Origin of the sequence: Xenorhabdus sp. Sc-CR9 (assembly GCF_963897815.1) — a bacterium.
In the GTDB taxonomy this organism is placed as follows: Bacteria; Pseudomonadota; Gammaproteobacteria; order Enterobacterales; family Enterobacteriaceae; genus Xenorhabdus.
Genome location: NZ_CAWQTY010000175.1, coordinates 11,950 through 28,672, shown reverse-complemented (window position 1 = coordinate 28,672; position 16,723 = coordinate 11,950). Strand labels below are relative to the sequence as shown.

The window sequence follows — 16,723 nt, the reverse complement described above, 5'->3', positions numbered from 1 at the left end:
AGAATGACAGAGGTAACCGTAAAACTACTGGCAGAAGAGATCCAGACATCGGTAGAGCGTCTAATCCAGCAATTTTCTGACGCTGGCATTCAGAAAACCGCAACTGACTCTGTTTCCCAGAAAGAAAAAGAATCTTTGCTGGCCCATTTGAACCGCGAACAAGGTGGTTCTGGCGGCCAGCCAGGTAAATTAACACTACAGCGTAAAACGCGTAGTACACTGAACGTTCCTGGCACCGGTGGCAAAAGTAAATCGGTAGCGATTGAAGTCCGCAAAAAACGCACATATGTAAACCGCGATGCAGTTGAACAAGCTACAGCGGAAGAACAGGCGAAGCGTGAAGCGGAAGAGCAAGCTCGGCGCGAGGTAGAAGAGAAGGCGCGGCTTGAAGCTGAAGCGAAAGAATTCGCAGAAGAGCAAGCTAAACGTGAAGCAGAAGAAAAGGCGAAGCGTGAAGCAAAAGAGAGCGCTCAACGTGAAGCAGAAGAAAAAGCCAAGCGTGAAGAGGCTGAATTGCCTCAGCGTGAGGCGGCGGAAAATGAAAAAGTGACTAAGCAACATACCGAAAATAAACAAAAATCAGTTCAGACTGAATCTGCCGCGCAAAATGAAAAAGCGCGTCGTGAAGCTGAAGCAGCGGATTTAAAACGCAAAGCTGAAGAAGAAGTGCGCCGTAAGGTTGAAGAGGAAGCTAAACGTGTTGCAGAAGAAGCACGTCGAATGGCAGAAGAAAATAAAGACAAATGGTCTAATGACTCTGAAGCTAGTGACAGCAGCGACTACCATGTAACAACTTCCCGTTACGCCCGTGACGCGGAAGATGAAAATGACGCCAAAGTTGAAGGCGATCGCCGTTCCCGCACTCGTGGTGGCAAAGCTGCCCGCCAGAAGAAAAATAATAAGCATTCTGAATCGAAAGCTGATCGCGAAGAAGCCCGCGCAGTAGGCCGTAATAAGGGCAAACAGCGTAAGCCGAGTACCTTACAGCAAAGCTTCACCAAACCTGTTGCAGCCGTTAACCGTGATGTAGTGATTGGTGAGACAATCACTGTCGCTGAACTGGCTAACAAAATGGCGGTTAAAGGTTCCCAAGTCATTAAAACGATGATGAAGATGGGTGCCATGGTGACCATCAACCAAGTCATTGATCAGGAGACTGCGCAAGTAGTTGCCGAAGAAATGGGGCATAAGGTTATTTTGCGCCGTGAAAACGAGCTGGAAGAAGCGCTGATGAGTGATCGTGATACTGGCGAGACACAGGCAGAATCCCGTGCGCCAGTTGTCACCATCATGGGTCACGTTGACCACGGTAAAACCTCCCTGCTGGATTATATCCGTTCCACTAAAGTGGCTTCCGGAGAAGCGGGTGGCATTACCCAGCACATTGGTGCGTATCATGTGAAAACTGAAAAAGGCATGATCACCTTCCTGGACACTCCAGGTCATGCTGCTTTTACTTCTATGCGTGCTCGTGGTGCGAAAGCAACGGATATCGTAGTTCTGGTGGTGGCTGCGGATGACGGCGTGATGCCTCAGACTATAGAAGCTATCCAGCATGCTAAAGCGGCCAGCGTTCCTGTTGTTGTTGCAGTGAACAAAATTGATAAGCCAGAGGCAGATCCTGATCGCGTTAAGAATGAACTTTCACAGTACGGCATCATTTCTGAAGAATGGGGCGGTGAAACTCAGTTCATCAACGTTTCTGCTAAGGCAGGTATTGGCATTGATGAGCTGCTGGAAGCAATTCTGCTTCAGGCTGAGGTTCTTGAACTGCAAGCCGTACGTACCGGTATGGCAAATGGTGTGGTTATCGAATCCTTCTTGGATAAAGGCCGTGGCCCAGTTGCGACCATTCTGGTTCAGTCTGGTACCCTGAACAAGGGTGACATCGTCTTGTGCGGCTTCGAATATGGCCGTATCCGCGCGATGCGTAACGAACTTGGTCGTGAAGTAACATCTGCTGGCCCATCTATGCCAGTGGAAATCTTGGGATTGTCCAATGTTCCATCTGCGGGTGATGAAGCGACTGTTGTTCGTGACGAGAAAAAAGCACGTGAAGTGGCTCTGTACCGTCAGGGTAAATTCCGTGAAGTGAAATTGGCTCGTCAGCAGAAATCCAAGCTGGAAAACATGTTTGCTAACATGGAAGAAGGTAAGGCATCTGAACTGAATATCGTTCTGAAAACTGATGTTCAGGGTACATGCGAAGCAATTTGTGACTCATTGCTGAAACTGTCTACTGATGAAGTGAAAGTGAAAATCATCGGTTCTGGCGTGGGCGGCATTACTGAAACTGATGCAACACTGGCAGCAGCTTCTAATGCAATTATTCTGGGCTTCAACGTTCGTGCTGATGCTTCTGCACGTCGTATTATTGAAAATGAAAGCTTGGATCTGCGTTATTACTCCGTTATCTATAGTTTGATTGATGAAATCAAACAGGCGATGAGCGGTATGCTGGCTCCAGAATTCAAACAGCAGATCATGGGTCTTGCCGAAGTTCGTGACGTATTTAAGTCACCGAAATTTGGTGCAATCGCTGGTTGTATGGTGACCGAAGGTATCATCAAACGTAATAACCCGATCCGTGTCCTGCGTGACAACGTGGTGATTTACGAAGGTGAGTTGGAATCCCTGCGTCGCTTTAAGGATGACGTTAACGAAGTCCGTAATGGTATGGAATGTGGTATTGGTGTGAAGAACTACAATGATGTCCGCGTTGGTGACATGATTGAAGTCTTTGAAGTGATTGAAGTAAAACGCTCCATCGATTAATACCGTTATCTATACCCAATAGATTCATTCCATTCTTGGGGGGCTTAATGCCCCCCAAAATGTCAGGAGATATAACCATGGCAAGAGAATTCAGTCGTACTCAGCGCGTTGCACAGGAAATGCAAAAAGAGATTGCCATCATTTTACAGCGCGAAGTCAAAGATCCCCGTATCGGAATGGCAACCGTTTCTGGTGTTGAAGTTTCCCGTGATCTGGCTTATGCCAAAGTATTTGTGACCTTTCTGAATGTATTGGTAGATGGACATGATTCAGATCGAGTCAAAGAGGGTATCAAAGCGTTGAACGAAGCTTCTGGTTTTATTCGTTCTTTGCTGGGTAAGGCAATGCGCCTGCGGGTCATCCCTGAATTGACTTTTTCTTATGACAGTTCTCTGGTGGAAGGGATGCGCATGTCGAACTTGGTCAGCAACGTTGTGAAAAATGATGAACAACGTCGTGCATCTACGGATCACAACGAGGAAAAGTGATGGGCCGCCGTCGTAGAGGCCGTGCAATACACGGTGTACTGTTGCTGGATAAGCCACAGGATATTTCCTCCAATGATGCGTTACAGAAAGTAAGGCGGATTTTCAATGCCAGCAAGGCAGGGCACACTGGTGCACTGGATCCGCTGGCAACAGGTATGCTGCCGATTTGCCTTGGCGAAGCGACCAAATTTTCCCAATTCTTGCTGGATTCTGACAAACGCTATCGTGTAGTTGCCCGCCTGGGGCAGCGTACGGATACTTCGGATTCACATGGCACCATCATTAGTGAGCGTGCAGTGCATATCACCCAATCTCAGCTTGATGCTGCATTGGATACGTTCCGCGGTGATACCATGCAGGTTCCTTCCATGTATTCTGCATTGAAGCATCAGGGAAAACCGCTGTACGAATACGCCCGTCAGGGAATTGAAGTTGAACGGGAAGCGCGTCCTATTACTGTTTATGAATTGCAATTCATTCGCTGGGAAGAGAATGAGTTGGAATTAGAAATACACTGTTCCAAAGGAACATACATCCGTACCATCACTGATGATTTAGGTGAACTTTTGGGCTGTGGCGCTCATGTGATTTATCTGCGTCGTTTGCAGGTTGCTAATTACCCTAATCAGAGAATGGTAACGCTGGAACAGTTATATGAGTTGAAACAACAAGCTGAAGATCAAGAAATTGAAGCTGGAAAATTGCTTGATCCATTGCTGCTGCCAATGGATACCGCAGTTGTCCATTTTCCGGTGATCCATTTAGCATCTGTGGTTGCGTCTTATTTCAAGCAGGGGCAGCCCGTTCGAAGCAAACACAATTTGGCTTCGGGTGACTGGGTGCGTATCACTGAAGGAGATGAAAATAAATTCATCGGCATTGCGGTGATTGATGATGATGGGCTGGTAGCCCCGCGCCGTCTGGTTGTTGAAACTGAAGCTGAAATTGAATAATGATCGTAACTGACAAGGAATTTAAAGCAGGTAAATTGTGTAAAAGTAATGGATGGCAATGATTGTGCTGTCTTGCGCTTCACCTATTTGCAGCGTAGAATACCGCGTCTATATATGAGTTGCTGAATTAGAGATCGGCACTTGTCATTTTAAATTACACATTTGGAGTTATACTATGTCTCTAAGTACTGCTGCAAAAGCGCAAATTATCGCTGAATTTGGCCGTGGCGCTAACGACAGTGGTTCCAGCGAAGTTCAGATCGCACTGCTGACTAAAGATATCAACCATCTGCAAGGTCACTTTTCCGAGCACAAAAAAGATCACCACAGCCGTCGTGGTCTGCTGAGAAAGGTTGCACAGCGTCGTAAGCTACTGAACTACCTGAAGCGTAAAGATTTGGCTCGCTATACAGCGCTGATTGAGCGTCTGGGTCTGCGTCGCTAATCGATGAGTTTCAGAGAAAAGGGGCCTAATCGGGCCCCTTTTCTTCTAGGAAACCGAATTAAGAGACGTCATATTCGTTTCTAAAGTTTGAACCTCTTCCGCTGCAGTGACTCGCGCGGCTAATGAGAGTCCTTAAAAGAGTAAGCACTGTCATTAGTCGTGAGGGTGTAGCAAGAAGAGACAATCCATTGTTGCTAGCTTAAAGCTTGGCAACACTAACAAAGGAAAATTATTTTGCTGAATCCGATTGTTCGTAAATTCCAGTATGGTCAGCACAGTGTGACTATCGAAACCGGCATGATGGCTCGTCAGGCGACGGCAGCTGTTATGGTAAATATGGATGACACTGCGGTATTCGTTACCGTTGTTGGCCAGAAAAAAGTCAAAGCAGGGCAGGATTTCTTCCCCCTGACTGTCAACTATCAGGAGCGTACTTATGCTGCTGGTCGTATCCCAGGAAGTTTCTTCCGTCGTGAAGGTCGTCCGGGCGAAGGTGAAACTTTGGTTGCCCGCCTGATTGACCGCCCTCTGCGTCCTCTGTTTCCAGGAGGTTTCCTGAACGAAGTCCAAATCATCGCGACTGTAGTTTCCGTTAACCCACAGGTTAACCCTGATATCGTTGCAATGATTGGTGCATCTGCTGCACTGGCACTGTCTGGCATTCCATTCAATGGCCCAATTGGTGCTGCGCGCGTTGGTTATACCAATGGTCAGTATGTATTGAACCCAACTAGCGACGAATTGAAAAGCAGTAGTCTGGATCTGGTTGTTGCGGGTACAGAAAGCGCAGTATTGATGGTTGAATCCGAAGCGGATTTACTGACCGAAGAGCAAATGCTGGGTGCAGTTGTATTTGGTCATGAGCAGCAGCAGATTGTTATTGATAACATCAATGCAATGGTCGCTGAAGTTGGTAAAGAAAAATGGGATTGGACTCCAGAGCCTACCAACCAGCCTCTGCATGAGCGCGTAGTAGAGTTGGCTGAGAGCCGTCTGGGTGACGCCTACCGCATTACTGAGAAACAAGAACGTTACGCTCAGGTTAATACCATCAAAGAAGACGTTTCTGCAATCATCTTAGCTGAATCTGCGGAAAAAGGCGTTGAACTGGAAGAATCAGAAATTCTTGACGTACTCGCTATTCTGGAGAAAAACGTTGTTCGTGGTCGTGTCCTGCGTGGTGAGCCACGTATTGACGGCCGTGAAAAAGACATGGTTCGTGCTCTGGATGTTCGTACTGGCGTGTTGCCACGTACTCATGGTTCATCCCTGTTCACCCGTGGTGAAACGCAGGCACTGGTTGCAGCGACACTGGGTACAGAGCGTGATGCCCAAATTATTGATGAACTGATGGGTGAGCGCACAGACCGCTTCCTGTTCCATTATAACTTCCCTCCATATTCTGTAGGTGAAACAGGTATGGTTGGTTCACCAAAACGTCGTGAAATTGGTCACGGTCGTCTGGCGAAACGTGGCGTATTGGCTGTGATGCCAAGTGCCAATGAATTCCCATATACTGTTCGCGTAGTGTCTGAAATTACTGAATCCAACGGTTCTTCTTCTATGGCTTCTGTCTGTGGTGCTTCATTGGCACTGATGGATGCAGGTGTGCCAATTAAGGCTGCTGTTGCAGGCATCGCGATGGGTCTGGTGAAAGAAGGAGAAAACTTTGTTGTTCTGTCTGATATTCTGGGTGATGAAGATCATCTGGGCGATATGGACTTTAAAGTTGCGGGTAGCCGTGATGGTATCAGCGCATTGCAGATGGACATCAAAATTGAAGGTATTACCCGTGAGATCATGCAGGTTGCTCTGAATCAGGCTAAAGGTGCGCGTTTGCACATTCTGAACGTGATGGAGCAGGCAATCGAGGGTCCACGCAATGACATCTCTGAGTTTGCACCACGTATTCATACCATCAAGATCAATCCAGACAAGATCAAAGATGTAATTGGTAAAGGCGGTTCTGTTATCCGTGCATTAACAGAAGAAACTGGCACCACTATTGAAATTGAAGATGATGGTACCGTGAAGATTGCGGCAACTGATGGTGACAAAGCGCATCATGCTATCAGACGCATCGAAGAGATCACCGCTGAAGTTGAAGTTGGCCGTATTTATTCTGGTAAAGTGACTCGTATTGTTGATTTTGGTGCATTTGTTGCCATCGGTGGTGGTAAAGAAGGCCTGGTACATATTTCTCAGATCGCGGACAAACGTGTAGAGAAAGTCACTGATTATCTGCAAATCGGGCAAGAAGTTCCTGTGAAAGTGCTGGAAATTGACCGTCAAGGTCGTATTCGCCTCAGCATGAAAGAAGCAGTAACTACTACTGAAGCGCAACAATCATCGGAATCATCAGTAGAATAAATTTGACGTAAAGAGCGGCGTACTGTAAAAAGGGCGCCGTTTATCCCAATATATTTCAAGTTGTGGCAAATAATGTTGCAACTTGAAATATATTGGGACAATAGAGTTTTAGGCAGGAGGCCTGAAATATACAATGTGGGTGGAGTAACAGGGCATTCTGATTAATGTCTGACTTCGGGAGTGGAAAATGAATTCTTTTCTGCGCTGGTGCTATGTTGCAGCTATTTTTCTCCTTATGGGATGCAGCAGTACTGGGTGGCGTAAAAATGAAGTTATTGCTATTCCATTACAACCAACATTGCAACAAGAGGTTATTCTGGCTCGCATGGAACAAATCCTTGCAAGCCGGTCACTTACGGAAGATGAGTATGCACAGCTTTTATATGAACGAGGTGTGCTGTATGATAGCCTCGGGCTGAGGGCACTGGCACAGAATGATTTTTCAGTTGCTTTGTCTATCCGCCCTGATATTCCTGAAATTTTTAATTATCTAGGAATTTATTTTACGCAGGCAGGTAATTTTGATTCTGCCTATGAAGCGTTTGATTCTGTTTTAGAGCTTGATCCAACTTACAACTACGCGCGAATGAATCGCGGAATTGCACTGTATTACGGTGGCCGCTATCGATTGGCGCAGGATGATCTGCAGGCGTTTTATCAAGACGATCCAAATGATCCCTTCCGTTCGTTGTGGTTGTACCTTGTGGAAGAGAAAATTGATCCTAAGGTTGCAATGACTAATTTGTCGAACTGTTTTGACAAAGCGAACCGGGGGCTATGGGGCTGGAATATCGTTGAATTCTATTTGGGCAAAATCAGTGAGAAGACATTGATGGAGCGTTTGCAACAGAATTCAGCGGATAACACTTCGCTCGCTGAGCATCTCAGTGAAACTGACTTCTATTTAGGTAAATATTACCTAAGTCTGGGGGATGAGAATAGCGCAGCTGCGTTATTCAAGCTGACGGTAGCTAACAATGTCCATAACTTTGTTGAACACCGCTACGCATTGTTGGAATTGGCGCTACTAGGCCAAAGACAAGATGATTTATCGGAATCGAACCAACAATAGCTGACGAACATTTTCACGACAGATTTTAAAGTCCACATCTTGAGAGGTGGGGACTTGTTTGTTCGTTTAATAACATAATTTGAGCCAGTTCACATTTTAAATGAAAATGACAGAAATTCTTTTCACTGTGTTATGTAGACTGGCCGCCACGATTAATGAGGCACCATTACATGACCACTGAGACTGAAATCTCTTTTGCTGATTTAGGTTTATCGGCACCTATTCTTTCTGCACTGGGAGACATGGGCTATGAAAAGCCTTCTCCTATTCAACAACAATGTATTCCTCACCTACTGAACGGTCGAGATGTGCTGGGAATGGCACAGACTGGCAGTGGTAAAACTGCGGCATTCAGCTTGCCTTTGCTGAACAACATTGACGCGGATCTAAAAGCTCCACAGATCCTTGTGTTGGCACCAACCCGTGAACTGGCGGTACAGGTCGCTGAAGCATGTTCAGATTTTTCCAAACATATGCGCAATGTGAATGTAGTTGCGCTCTATGGTGGACAACGTTACGACGTTCAATTACGCGCATTGCGCCAAGGACCACAAGTTGTGGTAGGAACGCCGGGTCGTCTGCTTGACCATCTGAAACGTGGAACTTTGGACCTGTCCAACCTGAAAGGTTTGGTACTGGATGAAGCCGACGAAATGTTGCGTATGGGCTTTATCGAAGATGTTGAAAACATCATGAGCCAGATCCCTGCTGAGCATCAAACTGCGTTGTTCTCTGCGACTATGCCGGAAGCGATTCGTCGTATTACCCGTCGCTTCATGAAAGATCCTCAGGAAGTTCGCATTCAGAGCAGTGTGACAAACCGTCCTGACATCAGCCAAAGCTATTGGTCTGTCTACGGTGTGCGCAAAAATGAAGCACTGGTGCGTTTCCTTGAAGCTGAAGATTTTGATGCTGCGATTATTTTTGTGCGCACCAAAAATGCAACTCTGGAAGTTGCAGAAGCGTTGGAACGCAATGGTTACAACTCTGCGGCACTGAATGGTGACATGAATCAGGCGCTGCGTGAGCAGACTCTTGAGCGTTTGAAAGACGGCCGCTTGGACATTCTGATTGCGACCGATGTTGCTGCTCGTGGCTTGGATGTTGAGCGTATCAGTCTGGTTGTTAACTACGATATTCCAATGGACGCTGAGTCTTATGTACACCGTATCGGTCGTACTGGCCGTGCGGGTCGTGCGGGTCGTGCTCTGTTGTTTGTTGAAAACCGCGAACGTCGTCTGCTGCGTAACATTGAACGCACTATGAAACTGACTATCCCAGAAGTTGAACTGCCAAACGCAGACCTTCTGAGTCAGCGTCGTCTGGAGAAATTCGCAGCTAGCGTTCAGCAGCAACTGGAAAGCAGCGATTTGGATCAATATCGTGCGCTGTTATCTAAGCTGGGTACTAATGAAGAGCTGGATATGGAAACATTAGCCTCAGCCCTGCTGAAAATGGCACAAGGTGAGCGCCCACTTATTCTGCCACCCGATCCAGTTCGTCGTCCTCGTCGTGAATTCAACGACCGTGATGACCGTCGTCGCAATAGCAGTAGCTTTGGTGAGCGTGACCGCGGCGACAGAGGTGACAGAGGTGACCGCGGCGATAAAGGTGACCGAGGTGATCGTCCTCGTCGTGAACGTCGTGACGTGGGTGATATGGAACTGTACCGCATTGAAGTGGGTCGTGATGATGGCGTTGAAGTTCGTCACATCGTGGGCGCAATTGCAAACGAAGGCGATATCAGCAGCCGTTATATCGGTAATATCAAACTGTTCGCTACTCACTCTACGATTGAGCTGCCAAAAGGAATGCCAGGGGAATTACTGTCTCACTTTACCCGCACTCGCATCCTGAACAAGCCTCTGAATATGCAGTTGATGGGGGATGCGCAACCATTCGAACGCCGTGAGCGTCGTGGTGGTGGTCGTAGTGGAAACGGCAATGGCGGTAACGGTGGCAATGGCCAACGTCGTGATCGTGATAATGCTGGCAATGGCAATAATGGCGGTCGTCGTTTTAACAACGAACGTCGTAGCGGTGGTGGCGAGAGAAGTTCTTTCCGTGGCCGCAGCAACGATGATTTCAATGGTGGTGCGCCTCGTCGCCGTCAGCAACAAAGCAATGGTAACGTATAAACATACGTCAACGTCTTATTGACTTGATTTTATTAGTTCAAGCATTGTTTTGATAATAAAGCCCTTTTTCTTAACGGAAAAAGGGCTTTGACTATATTGGAAAAATAAAATACCGAAAAGATAAGATTTGAATCAGGTCTGGGCTAGTTTTTTGAAATACGTTTATTCAATTCGGCTTTAGCTTCAACATCTGAAAATAAGCGTTCACTTTGATGAATCATGACTTTTCTTGTATAGCCCCTGAAACCGCCTTGAACGACTTCCTGCAAAATTCGTTCTTCCACAGAGCACAGGCCACCTTCGCTTTGGGCTAGTGGATGAACCAGCACCCGATGTTTGCGTCCAAATAAACGAGCTATTCCTTTCATGACACCATGTTGATTGAGAAGAGACTGTAATTGAGATATTGCGTCATAAAATTCACCGATCAATAAACGTGGAGTGCTGAAATTACCTTCAATCTCCAGTTCATTTTTATTATTGAGGTTTTTCAGAATCATTCGGTTCGTTTTTATTTTGAGATAAAAATCAGCCAAGGACATTTCCTTTGTTTAATTTTCCTGTAGGGTTCGGTGATTATGCCCTAAACAATGGTTAATTTAATCCCAATTCTTCTTTTAGTGGTTTCAAATAACGACGGCTAACCGGAATGCGTTTATCATTACTCAGAACTAATTCTGCTTGTCCGTTTTCCCCAAAAACAATTTGTCGCAAATGGCTCATATTGACCAGATACTGACGATGATAGCGAGTCAATGAAGTTCGGGTTTCCAGCGTTCGTAGAGTCAGTTCGGTAAAACCTTCCTGCCCGCTGGCACTCATGACATAAACACCACTCAGCCGGGAAGTTACATACAGTACATCATCCAATGGCATCAGCCAGATCCGGCTATGCCCTGTACAAGGAATATATTTCAGTTGCTCATTTTCGCGTTGCAGTTCAGTGAGATTTTGCTTTTGATAGCCAGAACGCAGGCGTTGCAATGTTTTACCCAAACGCTCTTTTTCCAGTGGCTTCAATAAATAATCGAAAGCATGTTCTTCAAAGGCTTGCACTGCATATTCATCAAACGCAGTCAAAAAAACAATATAAGGACGATGCTCAGGATCGAGCATTCCTACCATCTCCAGCCCAGTAATGCGGGGCATTTGAATATCAAGGAAGACGACATCGGGTTTTAAACGGTGGATGGCACCAATCGCTTCCACTGCGTTGGCACATTCACCGATGATTTGGATATCCGTTTCCTTTTCCAGCAGACAACGTAGATTCTCACGTGCCAATGGTTCATCATCAACAATTAATACATTCATATTTACGCCGCTTTTTTAGCCTCTTTTTCCAATGGTAAACATAAAATGACACGGGTAAATTCTTCTGTCTGGTGATCAACACGTACGCCATACTGTTTACCATAACGAAGCTGGAGACGTTTATCTACCAGACTCATCCCAAGTCCATCTCTTGTCTGTTTTGGGCTATAAAGTCCTGCATTATCTTCAATCTCGACCAATAGCAAATCATCTTCCTGATGGGCCCTAATCGTAATTCTTCCTGTATCAAGTAACTGCGACGTGCCATGTTTAATTGCATTTTCTACCATTGGTTGTAGGGAGAATGCGGGTAATTTTGCATCGCGCAGGAATTCCGGTATCTCTATGGCAATCTGAAGCCGTTCCTGAAAGCGAGCTTTCTCTATTTGTAAGTAAGCATTCACATGCTCCATTTCATTTTCCAACGTGGCAATTTCTTCGGGGCGCTTCAAATTCTTACGGAAAAATGTAGAAAGATACTGCACAAGTTGACCTGCTTGCTGGCTATCCCGACGGATCACAGCTTGTAATGTATTCAGGGCATTAAATAAAAAGTGAGGATTCACTTGCGCGTGAAGCAGCTTCACTTCTGATTGCAGCAAAGACTGTTTATTCCTTTCATATTGCCCGGCAAGGATCTGGGCAGAGAGCAAGCTGGCAATCCCTTCACCCAATGTACGATTGATAGAACTGAATAAACGATTTTTAGCTTCGTAAAGTTTGATGGTGCCAATCACCTGCTGATTTTCTCCCCGCAGAGGGATTACCAGAGCAGAACCAAGCTTACAAGCAGGATTTAGAGAACAGCAATAGGGCGTTTCATTACCATCGGCATACACGACTTCATTATTTTCAATTGCACTGCGTGATTGCTCGGAAGCAATCGGCGTACCGGGCAAATGATGATCAGAGCCAATACCAATAAATGCAAGTAACTTTTCTCTATCAGTGATGGCGACAGCGCCAATTTCCAGCTCCTGATAGATAACTTTTGCCACTTGCATACTGTTATCTTGATTGAAGCCTTTGCGTAAAATTCCTTCTGTACAGACGGTAATTTTTAGGGCTTGGGCAGAAAAGGCGCTGGTATATTTTTCGAAAATGGCGCGTCTGTCCAATAGAATACGGATAAACATGGCGGCTCCGATACTATTGGCGATGATCATCGGAGCGGCGATATTTTTCACCAAACTCAGTGCCTCATTGAAAGGATTGGCAAGCAGTAAAATAATGCCCATTTGGGTACATTCGGCGAAGAAAGTGACAATAGCAGCTGTCCACGGATTCAGTAACTTATTAATCTGTCCTCGCTTCATCAGGTAAATATGTACCAGGCCACCCAATATCCCTTCCACAATTGTGGATACCATACAACTGAAGGCGGTCATTCCACCGAGAGAATAGCGATGTAATCCACCCGTGAATCCCACCATTGCTCCTACCGTTGGCCCTCCGAGAAAACCACCCAATACGGCCCCGATAGCGCGGGTATTGGCAATGGAATCATTAACATTCAGTCCAAAGTATGTGCCCATAATACAAAAGACGGAAAAAATCACGTAACACATCATCTTATGTGGTAAACGGACGGTAACTTGCAGCAGGGGAATAAAGAGAGGTGTTTTGCTCAGCAGCCAGGCAATCACCAGATAGACACACATTTGCTGAAGCACTAACAACACGAGGTTAAATTCGTACATATTTTTTCATGATGTGATTAATAACGATAAATAAATTTTAAACGTTATTATCAGAGGTTGAATTTGAATCCGTCAATAGGGCATTGGCAGGAATAGTTGATAGGTAAAGGGGATAGATTACCGCCCCGAATTGGGGCGGATTTTCTCGCTCATAAGATAATATCGAAATGGATGTATTATTGCTTACAGATGACGTAATCGGTCACTGATTCAGTGATTACATGAGGTGTACCATCATCTATATTCACCGAAAAATGTCCATCTTTTCCATCTTTATCTATTCCTGGTGTTGAAGAGCGGTATGAACGGTGTTCTGGCCAACCGTACACATCATGAATTTGATTGGCAGGATGGGCCTGATATAAGCTCAGTAAATCGTCTCGAGTCGGCAATGTGGCATGAGTTTTGTTACAGTACCAGTTAGCACCTGCGTAAATACGGCGTGGCCATACTTCACCATTTTCAAGATAGGTTGTCATTCCTTTTAGATGGGGATTTTCGTTTATTAACTCTACTTGTAATAGAGGCCGGGTAAACTTAGCGCCATTTATTCCGTCCACGGTTTTCGCCATATGTCCCCAGAAGTTTGCTGCGGAGACATCCGGGCTGGTTGCGACGGTAAAAATAACATCTTGAGTTTGGGGAGACGCAGTACCATCCACGCTGATAGAGAATGTAGTTTTTACACCGAGCCCATTCGGATCGGTCACAGGAATGGACAACATACCTTGGTTATCGGTGAAATCCTGGTATATTCCCGATTGCCCATTGAATAATACAGTGGGTTTCTCAGAAACCTCTTTCCGATTCAGCGTCTTGATAGCCTTAACTCTGACAGCCACATTTCTGACTATTGTCCCATGATTGAGCGTTTTTATTTTCAGAATGATTGATTCACCTTTTTTAACCTTATCAGCGCTAATTGATGTTGTCATAGCATCAGCGAGTCCCCTTACCGTCCCGACTTTTCCACCATCATGAGTATGGTTTCCTTGCTCTGCGCTCATACTGGTATCAATAAACTGGCTATTCCCGATAAAACCAAGACCATTGTGTGCTTGTACTGCAAGTTCTTTCACTGTACCTGCATCTTCCCGAGTCAATGTGTAATCAGGGATCTTGCCTGATTCGGTAACTGTATGAGCTTTGATGAGATCTGTACTGCCTTTGTTACCCCACGCATAGAGGGACTTATCTGTAGTATCGCCCTGATTGGCCTTGAAGGTATAGGTTGCACTCAATTTCTGCCCCATCTCCAACTTGCCAAAGATTGCCAGGTCTTTGATAATAGGGATGTTAGGACGTACAAACATGATCTCTACGGGATTGATGGTGATGCCATACAATTTTGGTGTAATTCGCAGTATTCCGATCTTTTTGCCCGCAGTGAGCTGAGATTCATAGATACCTGGTTGGGTTTCTTTCATTTTTTCAATCTTTGGTATAGTGCCTTTTCCCTGCCCTTCTGTACTCATTTGTCTGGTAATCAACTTGATATCTGAAGCAACACCGCTAATTGGTTTATCATCCTTATTTTTTAAGGTTAACGTCAGGATTGTGATGGAATGACCATCAGCCGCGAGCTCTTTATCTTTTGTGGTGAAAGTGGTTTTATTGGCATTGACTTCTGCGGGGAGGACTTGTACCTGAATTTCCACTCGTTTAGAAGCATTACCCTGCTCGTCATAAGCAATGGCCCCCACGGTATAAGTATTATTGCCCTGAGATTGGTATCTCGGCAGGGTCAGGAGATAGTGTGTACCGCCTTGATGTTTCATTTCACCGCCATTGGCACGCAGCTTTTCTGCTTCCCATTGGATATCTTTAAACCCATACTTGCTGTTAATACTGATATTCAGGGGTTTAGTCTCACCGGCATGACCGATAACGAGATTCTCTATTGCCAGAGAGATCACTTCACGTTTACGGTACTCCAAAACGATTTGATTGTTGCGGTCAACCAAATCATAGCGGCTGCCTTGCAAGGTACGTTGGGTGGCTACTGCATCTGGATCGAGCTGTTTTGACCATGATGTGCCGATTACATAATTCAGTTCCATATTGAACTGGGTCTCTCCATCACCGGACATATCTTGTCTTCGGTCAATATCGAACGTCAGCAATGGCACAGGAGTATAATTAACCCCTAGCGTAAAGGCAGAAGGTTTTTTTTGGCGATGATCTTTATCTATCAGCCCGACTTCATCCCCGAAGTATTGCTCATATACCAACTTTCCACCGAGTTGTGGCAAAGCGGGCAAGTAACCTTGTGCCCTCAGATCGAATCCACTGGCTGGACGCTCATCATAATCTGTCAGAAGACGGGATTCTTTCCAGTTACTTAAACGAAAATAGCCGTTTGCGCCGAATTTTAGGTAATTACGGGCGTATTCTGCCCCTAAGCCAAATCGAGTATTTTCGCCAGTGAAATCATGATCAATAAAGGCGTTGTATCCCAGCATCCAGCCGCCAAAAAAATAACGTTGCCCAACTCCGAGGTTGGCAGTATTGCGTTTATTGAAACGGCGCAAACCAAACTGGGTAAAAGATATCTGGCTGGTGGTATCAGACAGAGGCAGCAGCATATCAAATTGGCTGCCGTTCAGGTGACCATGACTGTCTACATTGGCTTGCACTCGTGCTGTACCGTAGTGTCCCAACCAGTCCTGAATTTCTTGGTTGGCCTCTCCTACTGCCAGGTTTCTTAATTGGCTCACAGCATTATTTTCAACGTTGTCACTGGATAAAAGGTTACCAATCCGGGAGGAAATTTCAGCCAGATGGCGAGGAGGGTCATCTGTAGTGGATGTTTTGTCTAATTCAGAATAATTAAAAGAGAGAAATTTATTATTTCGAGGTTTTGGTACATCAATTTCGTTACCAGTTCCAAGGGCTGAGAAAGGCTTATTAAAGGTACGTAGTTGGTTAATTTTTTTCAGATCATTAACTGTTAGATCATAGCGCTCAGCGATGGTATTGACGGTTTCCCCTGATTTCAGAATATAAGGCTCTGTTGGTATTACCCATTTTTCTTTTTGAAAATCGGTATGTGTTCTGGCAGTTGCTATAGCGGGTGTAAATGCACCAATAACCGGAAACGCAAGTGGGGTGATAATGTTTATCCAAGCTACATGTTTCAGAAGTCCTTGCTGATTTTGTAACCACGGATTATCGTGTTTTGTGTTCATATCTATAAACCTATAACAATGAAAAATATCAAGCGACAGCCAGCATTAAATCTATCTATTTCAGGATATTAACTGTTATTTACTGCTAGCTATAAGTTGTATAATCAGGCAAAAAAACGTCAGATAATGATTGAATAAAAGATGACAACACTGTATTGCCTGATCAGAGGCACCATAAAATGGTTAAAAAATCTGTTGATTTATTAAGTTGTAGATTATTGATCTGTTATTTTTTGTTTTCTAGGTTTTTTATTCCAGCACAAAATCATTTGTTGATCAA

11 protein-coding genes are annotated in these 16,723 nt (G+C 45.2%); 7 read left to right on the top strand and 4 right to left on the bottom strand.

The features are described from left to right. Positions 1 to 3 precede the first annotated feature (3 nt). The 7 genes from infB to AACQ81_RS10385 all read left to right on the top strand — a co-directional run bounded on the left by infB (position 4) and on the right by AACQ81_RS10385 (position 10,241). Positions 4 to 2,775 (top strand): translation initiation factor IF-2, encoded by a 2,772-nt coding sequence (gene infB / locus AACQ81_RS10415; RefSeq protein WP_237387245.1) that lies wholly within the window; start codon positions 4 to 6, stop codon positions 2,773 to 2,775. 77 nt (positions 2,776 to 2,852) lie between these two features. Then, complete coding sequence (gene rbfA, locus AACQ81_RS10410) at positions 2,853 to 3,263, top strand: 30S ribosome-binding factor RbfA (RefSeq protein ID WP_092551904.1); 411 nt, start codon at positions 2,853 to 2,855, stop codon at positions 3,261 to 3,263. Further along, complete coding sequence (gene truB, locus AACQ81_RS10405; protein WP_237387244.1) at positions 3,263 to 4,216, top strand: tRNA pseudouridine(55) synthase TruB; 954 nt, start codon at positions 3,263 to 3,265, stop codon at positions 4,214 to 4,216. The genes rbfA and truB overlap by 1 nt, the downstream gene beginning before the upstream one ends. 175 nt (positions 4,217 to 4,391) lie before the next feature. Continuing rightward, a complete protein-coding gene (gene rpsO, locus AACQ81_RS10400) occupies positions 4,392 to 4,661 on the top strand; it encodes a 30S ribosomal protein S15 (RefSeq protein WP_237387243.1) in 270 nt (89 codons plus the stop codon). A gap of 234 nt (positions 4,662 to 4,895) precedes the next feature. Then, positions 4,896 to 7,031, top strand: coding sequence for a polyribonucleotide nucleotidyltransferase (gene pnp, locus AACQ81_RS10395; RefSeq protein WP_237387242.1), 2,136 nt, complete (start codon positions 4,896 to 4,898; stop codon positions 7,029 to 7,031). Between the two features lie 187 nt (positions 7,032 to 7,218). Beyond that, the gene (gene nlpI, locus AACQ81_RS10390) at positions 7,219 to 8,103 is read left to right on the top strand and encodes a lipoprotein NlpI (RefSeq protein WP_237387241.1); all 885 of its coding nucleotides are present in this window, start codon (positions 7,219 to 7,221) and stop codon (positions 8,101 to 8,103) included. Between the two features lie 170 nt (positions 8,104 to 8,273). Next, on the top strand, positions 8,274 to 10,241 hold the full coding sequence (locus AACQ81_RS10385) for a DEAD/DEAH family ATP-dependent RNA helicase (RefSeq protein ID WP_237387240.1): 1,968 nt from the start codon (positions 8,274 to 8,276) through the stop codon (positions 10,239 to 10,241). Positions 10,242 to 10,384: 143 nt separating this feature from the next. Here the strand turns inward: AACQ81_RS10385 and AACQ81_RS10380 are convergent, their stop codons facing one another. From AACQ81_RS10380 to AACQ81_RS10365, 4 genes are all read right to left on the bottom strand, one after another. Further along, positions 10,385 to 10,777 carry a hypothetical protein gene (locus AACQ81_RS10380; RefSeq protein WP_237387239.1) on the bottom strand — a complete coding sequence of 131 codons (393 nt, stop codon included), beginning with the start codon at positions 10,775 to 10,777 and terminating at the stop codon, positions 10,385 to 10,387. Positions 10,778 to 10,835: 58 nt separating this feature from the next. Next, positions 10,836 to 11,555 carry a two-component system response regulator BtsR gene (gene btsR, locus AACQ81_RS10375; RefSeq protein WP_237387238.1) on the bottom strand — a complete coding sequence of 240 codons (720 nt, stop codon included), beginning with the start codon at positions 11,553 to 11,555 and terminating at the stop codon, positions 10,836 to 10,838. Between the two features lie 2 nt (positions 11,556 to 11,557). Beyond that, positions 11,558 to 13,255 carry a sensor histidine kinase gene (locus AACQ81_RS10370; RefSeq protein WP_237387237.1) on the bottom strand — a complete coding sequence of 566 codons (1,698 nt, stop codon included), beginning with the start codon at positions 13,253 to 13,255 and terminating at the stop codon, positions 11,558 to 11,560. A 176-nt stretch (positions 13,256 to 13,431) separates the two neighbouring features. Beyond that, positions 13,432 to 16,443 carry an inverse autotransporter beta domain-containing protein gene (locus tag AACQ81_RS10365; RefSeq protein ID WP_237387236.1) on the bottom strand — a complete coding sequence of 1,004 codons (3,012 nt, stop codon included), beginning with the start codon at positions 16,441 to 16,443 and terminating at the stop codon, positions 13,432 to 13,434. Positions 16,444 to 16,723 lie beyond the last annotated feature (280 nt).

Bases quoted from the DNA above. Each gene is read 5' to 3' on its own strand.
- infB (WP_237387245.1), top strand. From the start codon at position 4: ATGACAGAGGTAACCGTAAAACTACTGGCAGAAGAGATCCAGACATCG.
- rbfA (WP_092551904.1), top strand. From the start codon at position 2,853: ATGGCAAGAGAATTCAGTCGTACTCAGCGCGTTGCACAGGAAATGCAA.
- truB (WP_237387244.1), top strand. From the start codon at position 3,263: ATGGGCCGCCGTCGTAGAGGCCGTGCAATACACGGTGTACTGTTGCTG.
- rpsO (WP_237387243.1), top strand. From the start codon at position 4,392: ATGTCTCTAAGTACTGCTGCAAAAGCGCAAATTATCGCTGAATTTGGC.
- nlpI (WP_237387241.1), top strand. From the start codon at position 7,219: ATGAATTCTTTTCTGCGCTGGTGCTATGTTGCAGCTATTTTTCTCCTT.
- AACQ81_RS10385 (WP_237387240.1), top strand. From the start codon at position 8,274: ATGACCACTGAGACTGAAATCTCTTTTGCTGATTTAGGTTTATCGGCA.
- btsR (WP_237387238.1), bottom strand. From the start codon at position 11,555: ATGAATGTATTAATTGTTGATGATGAACCATTGGCACGTGAGAATCTA.
- AACQ81_RS10370 (WP_237387237.1), bottom strand. From the start codon at position 13,255: ATGTACGAATTTAACCTCGTGTTGTTAGTGCTTCAGCAAATGTGTGTC.
- AACQ81_RS10365 (WP_237387236.1), bottom strand. From the start codon at position 16,443: ATGAACACAAAACACGATAATCCGTGGTTACAAAATCAGCAAGGACTT.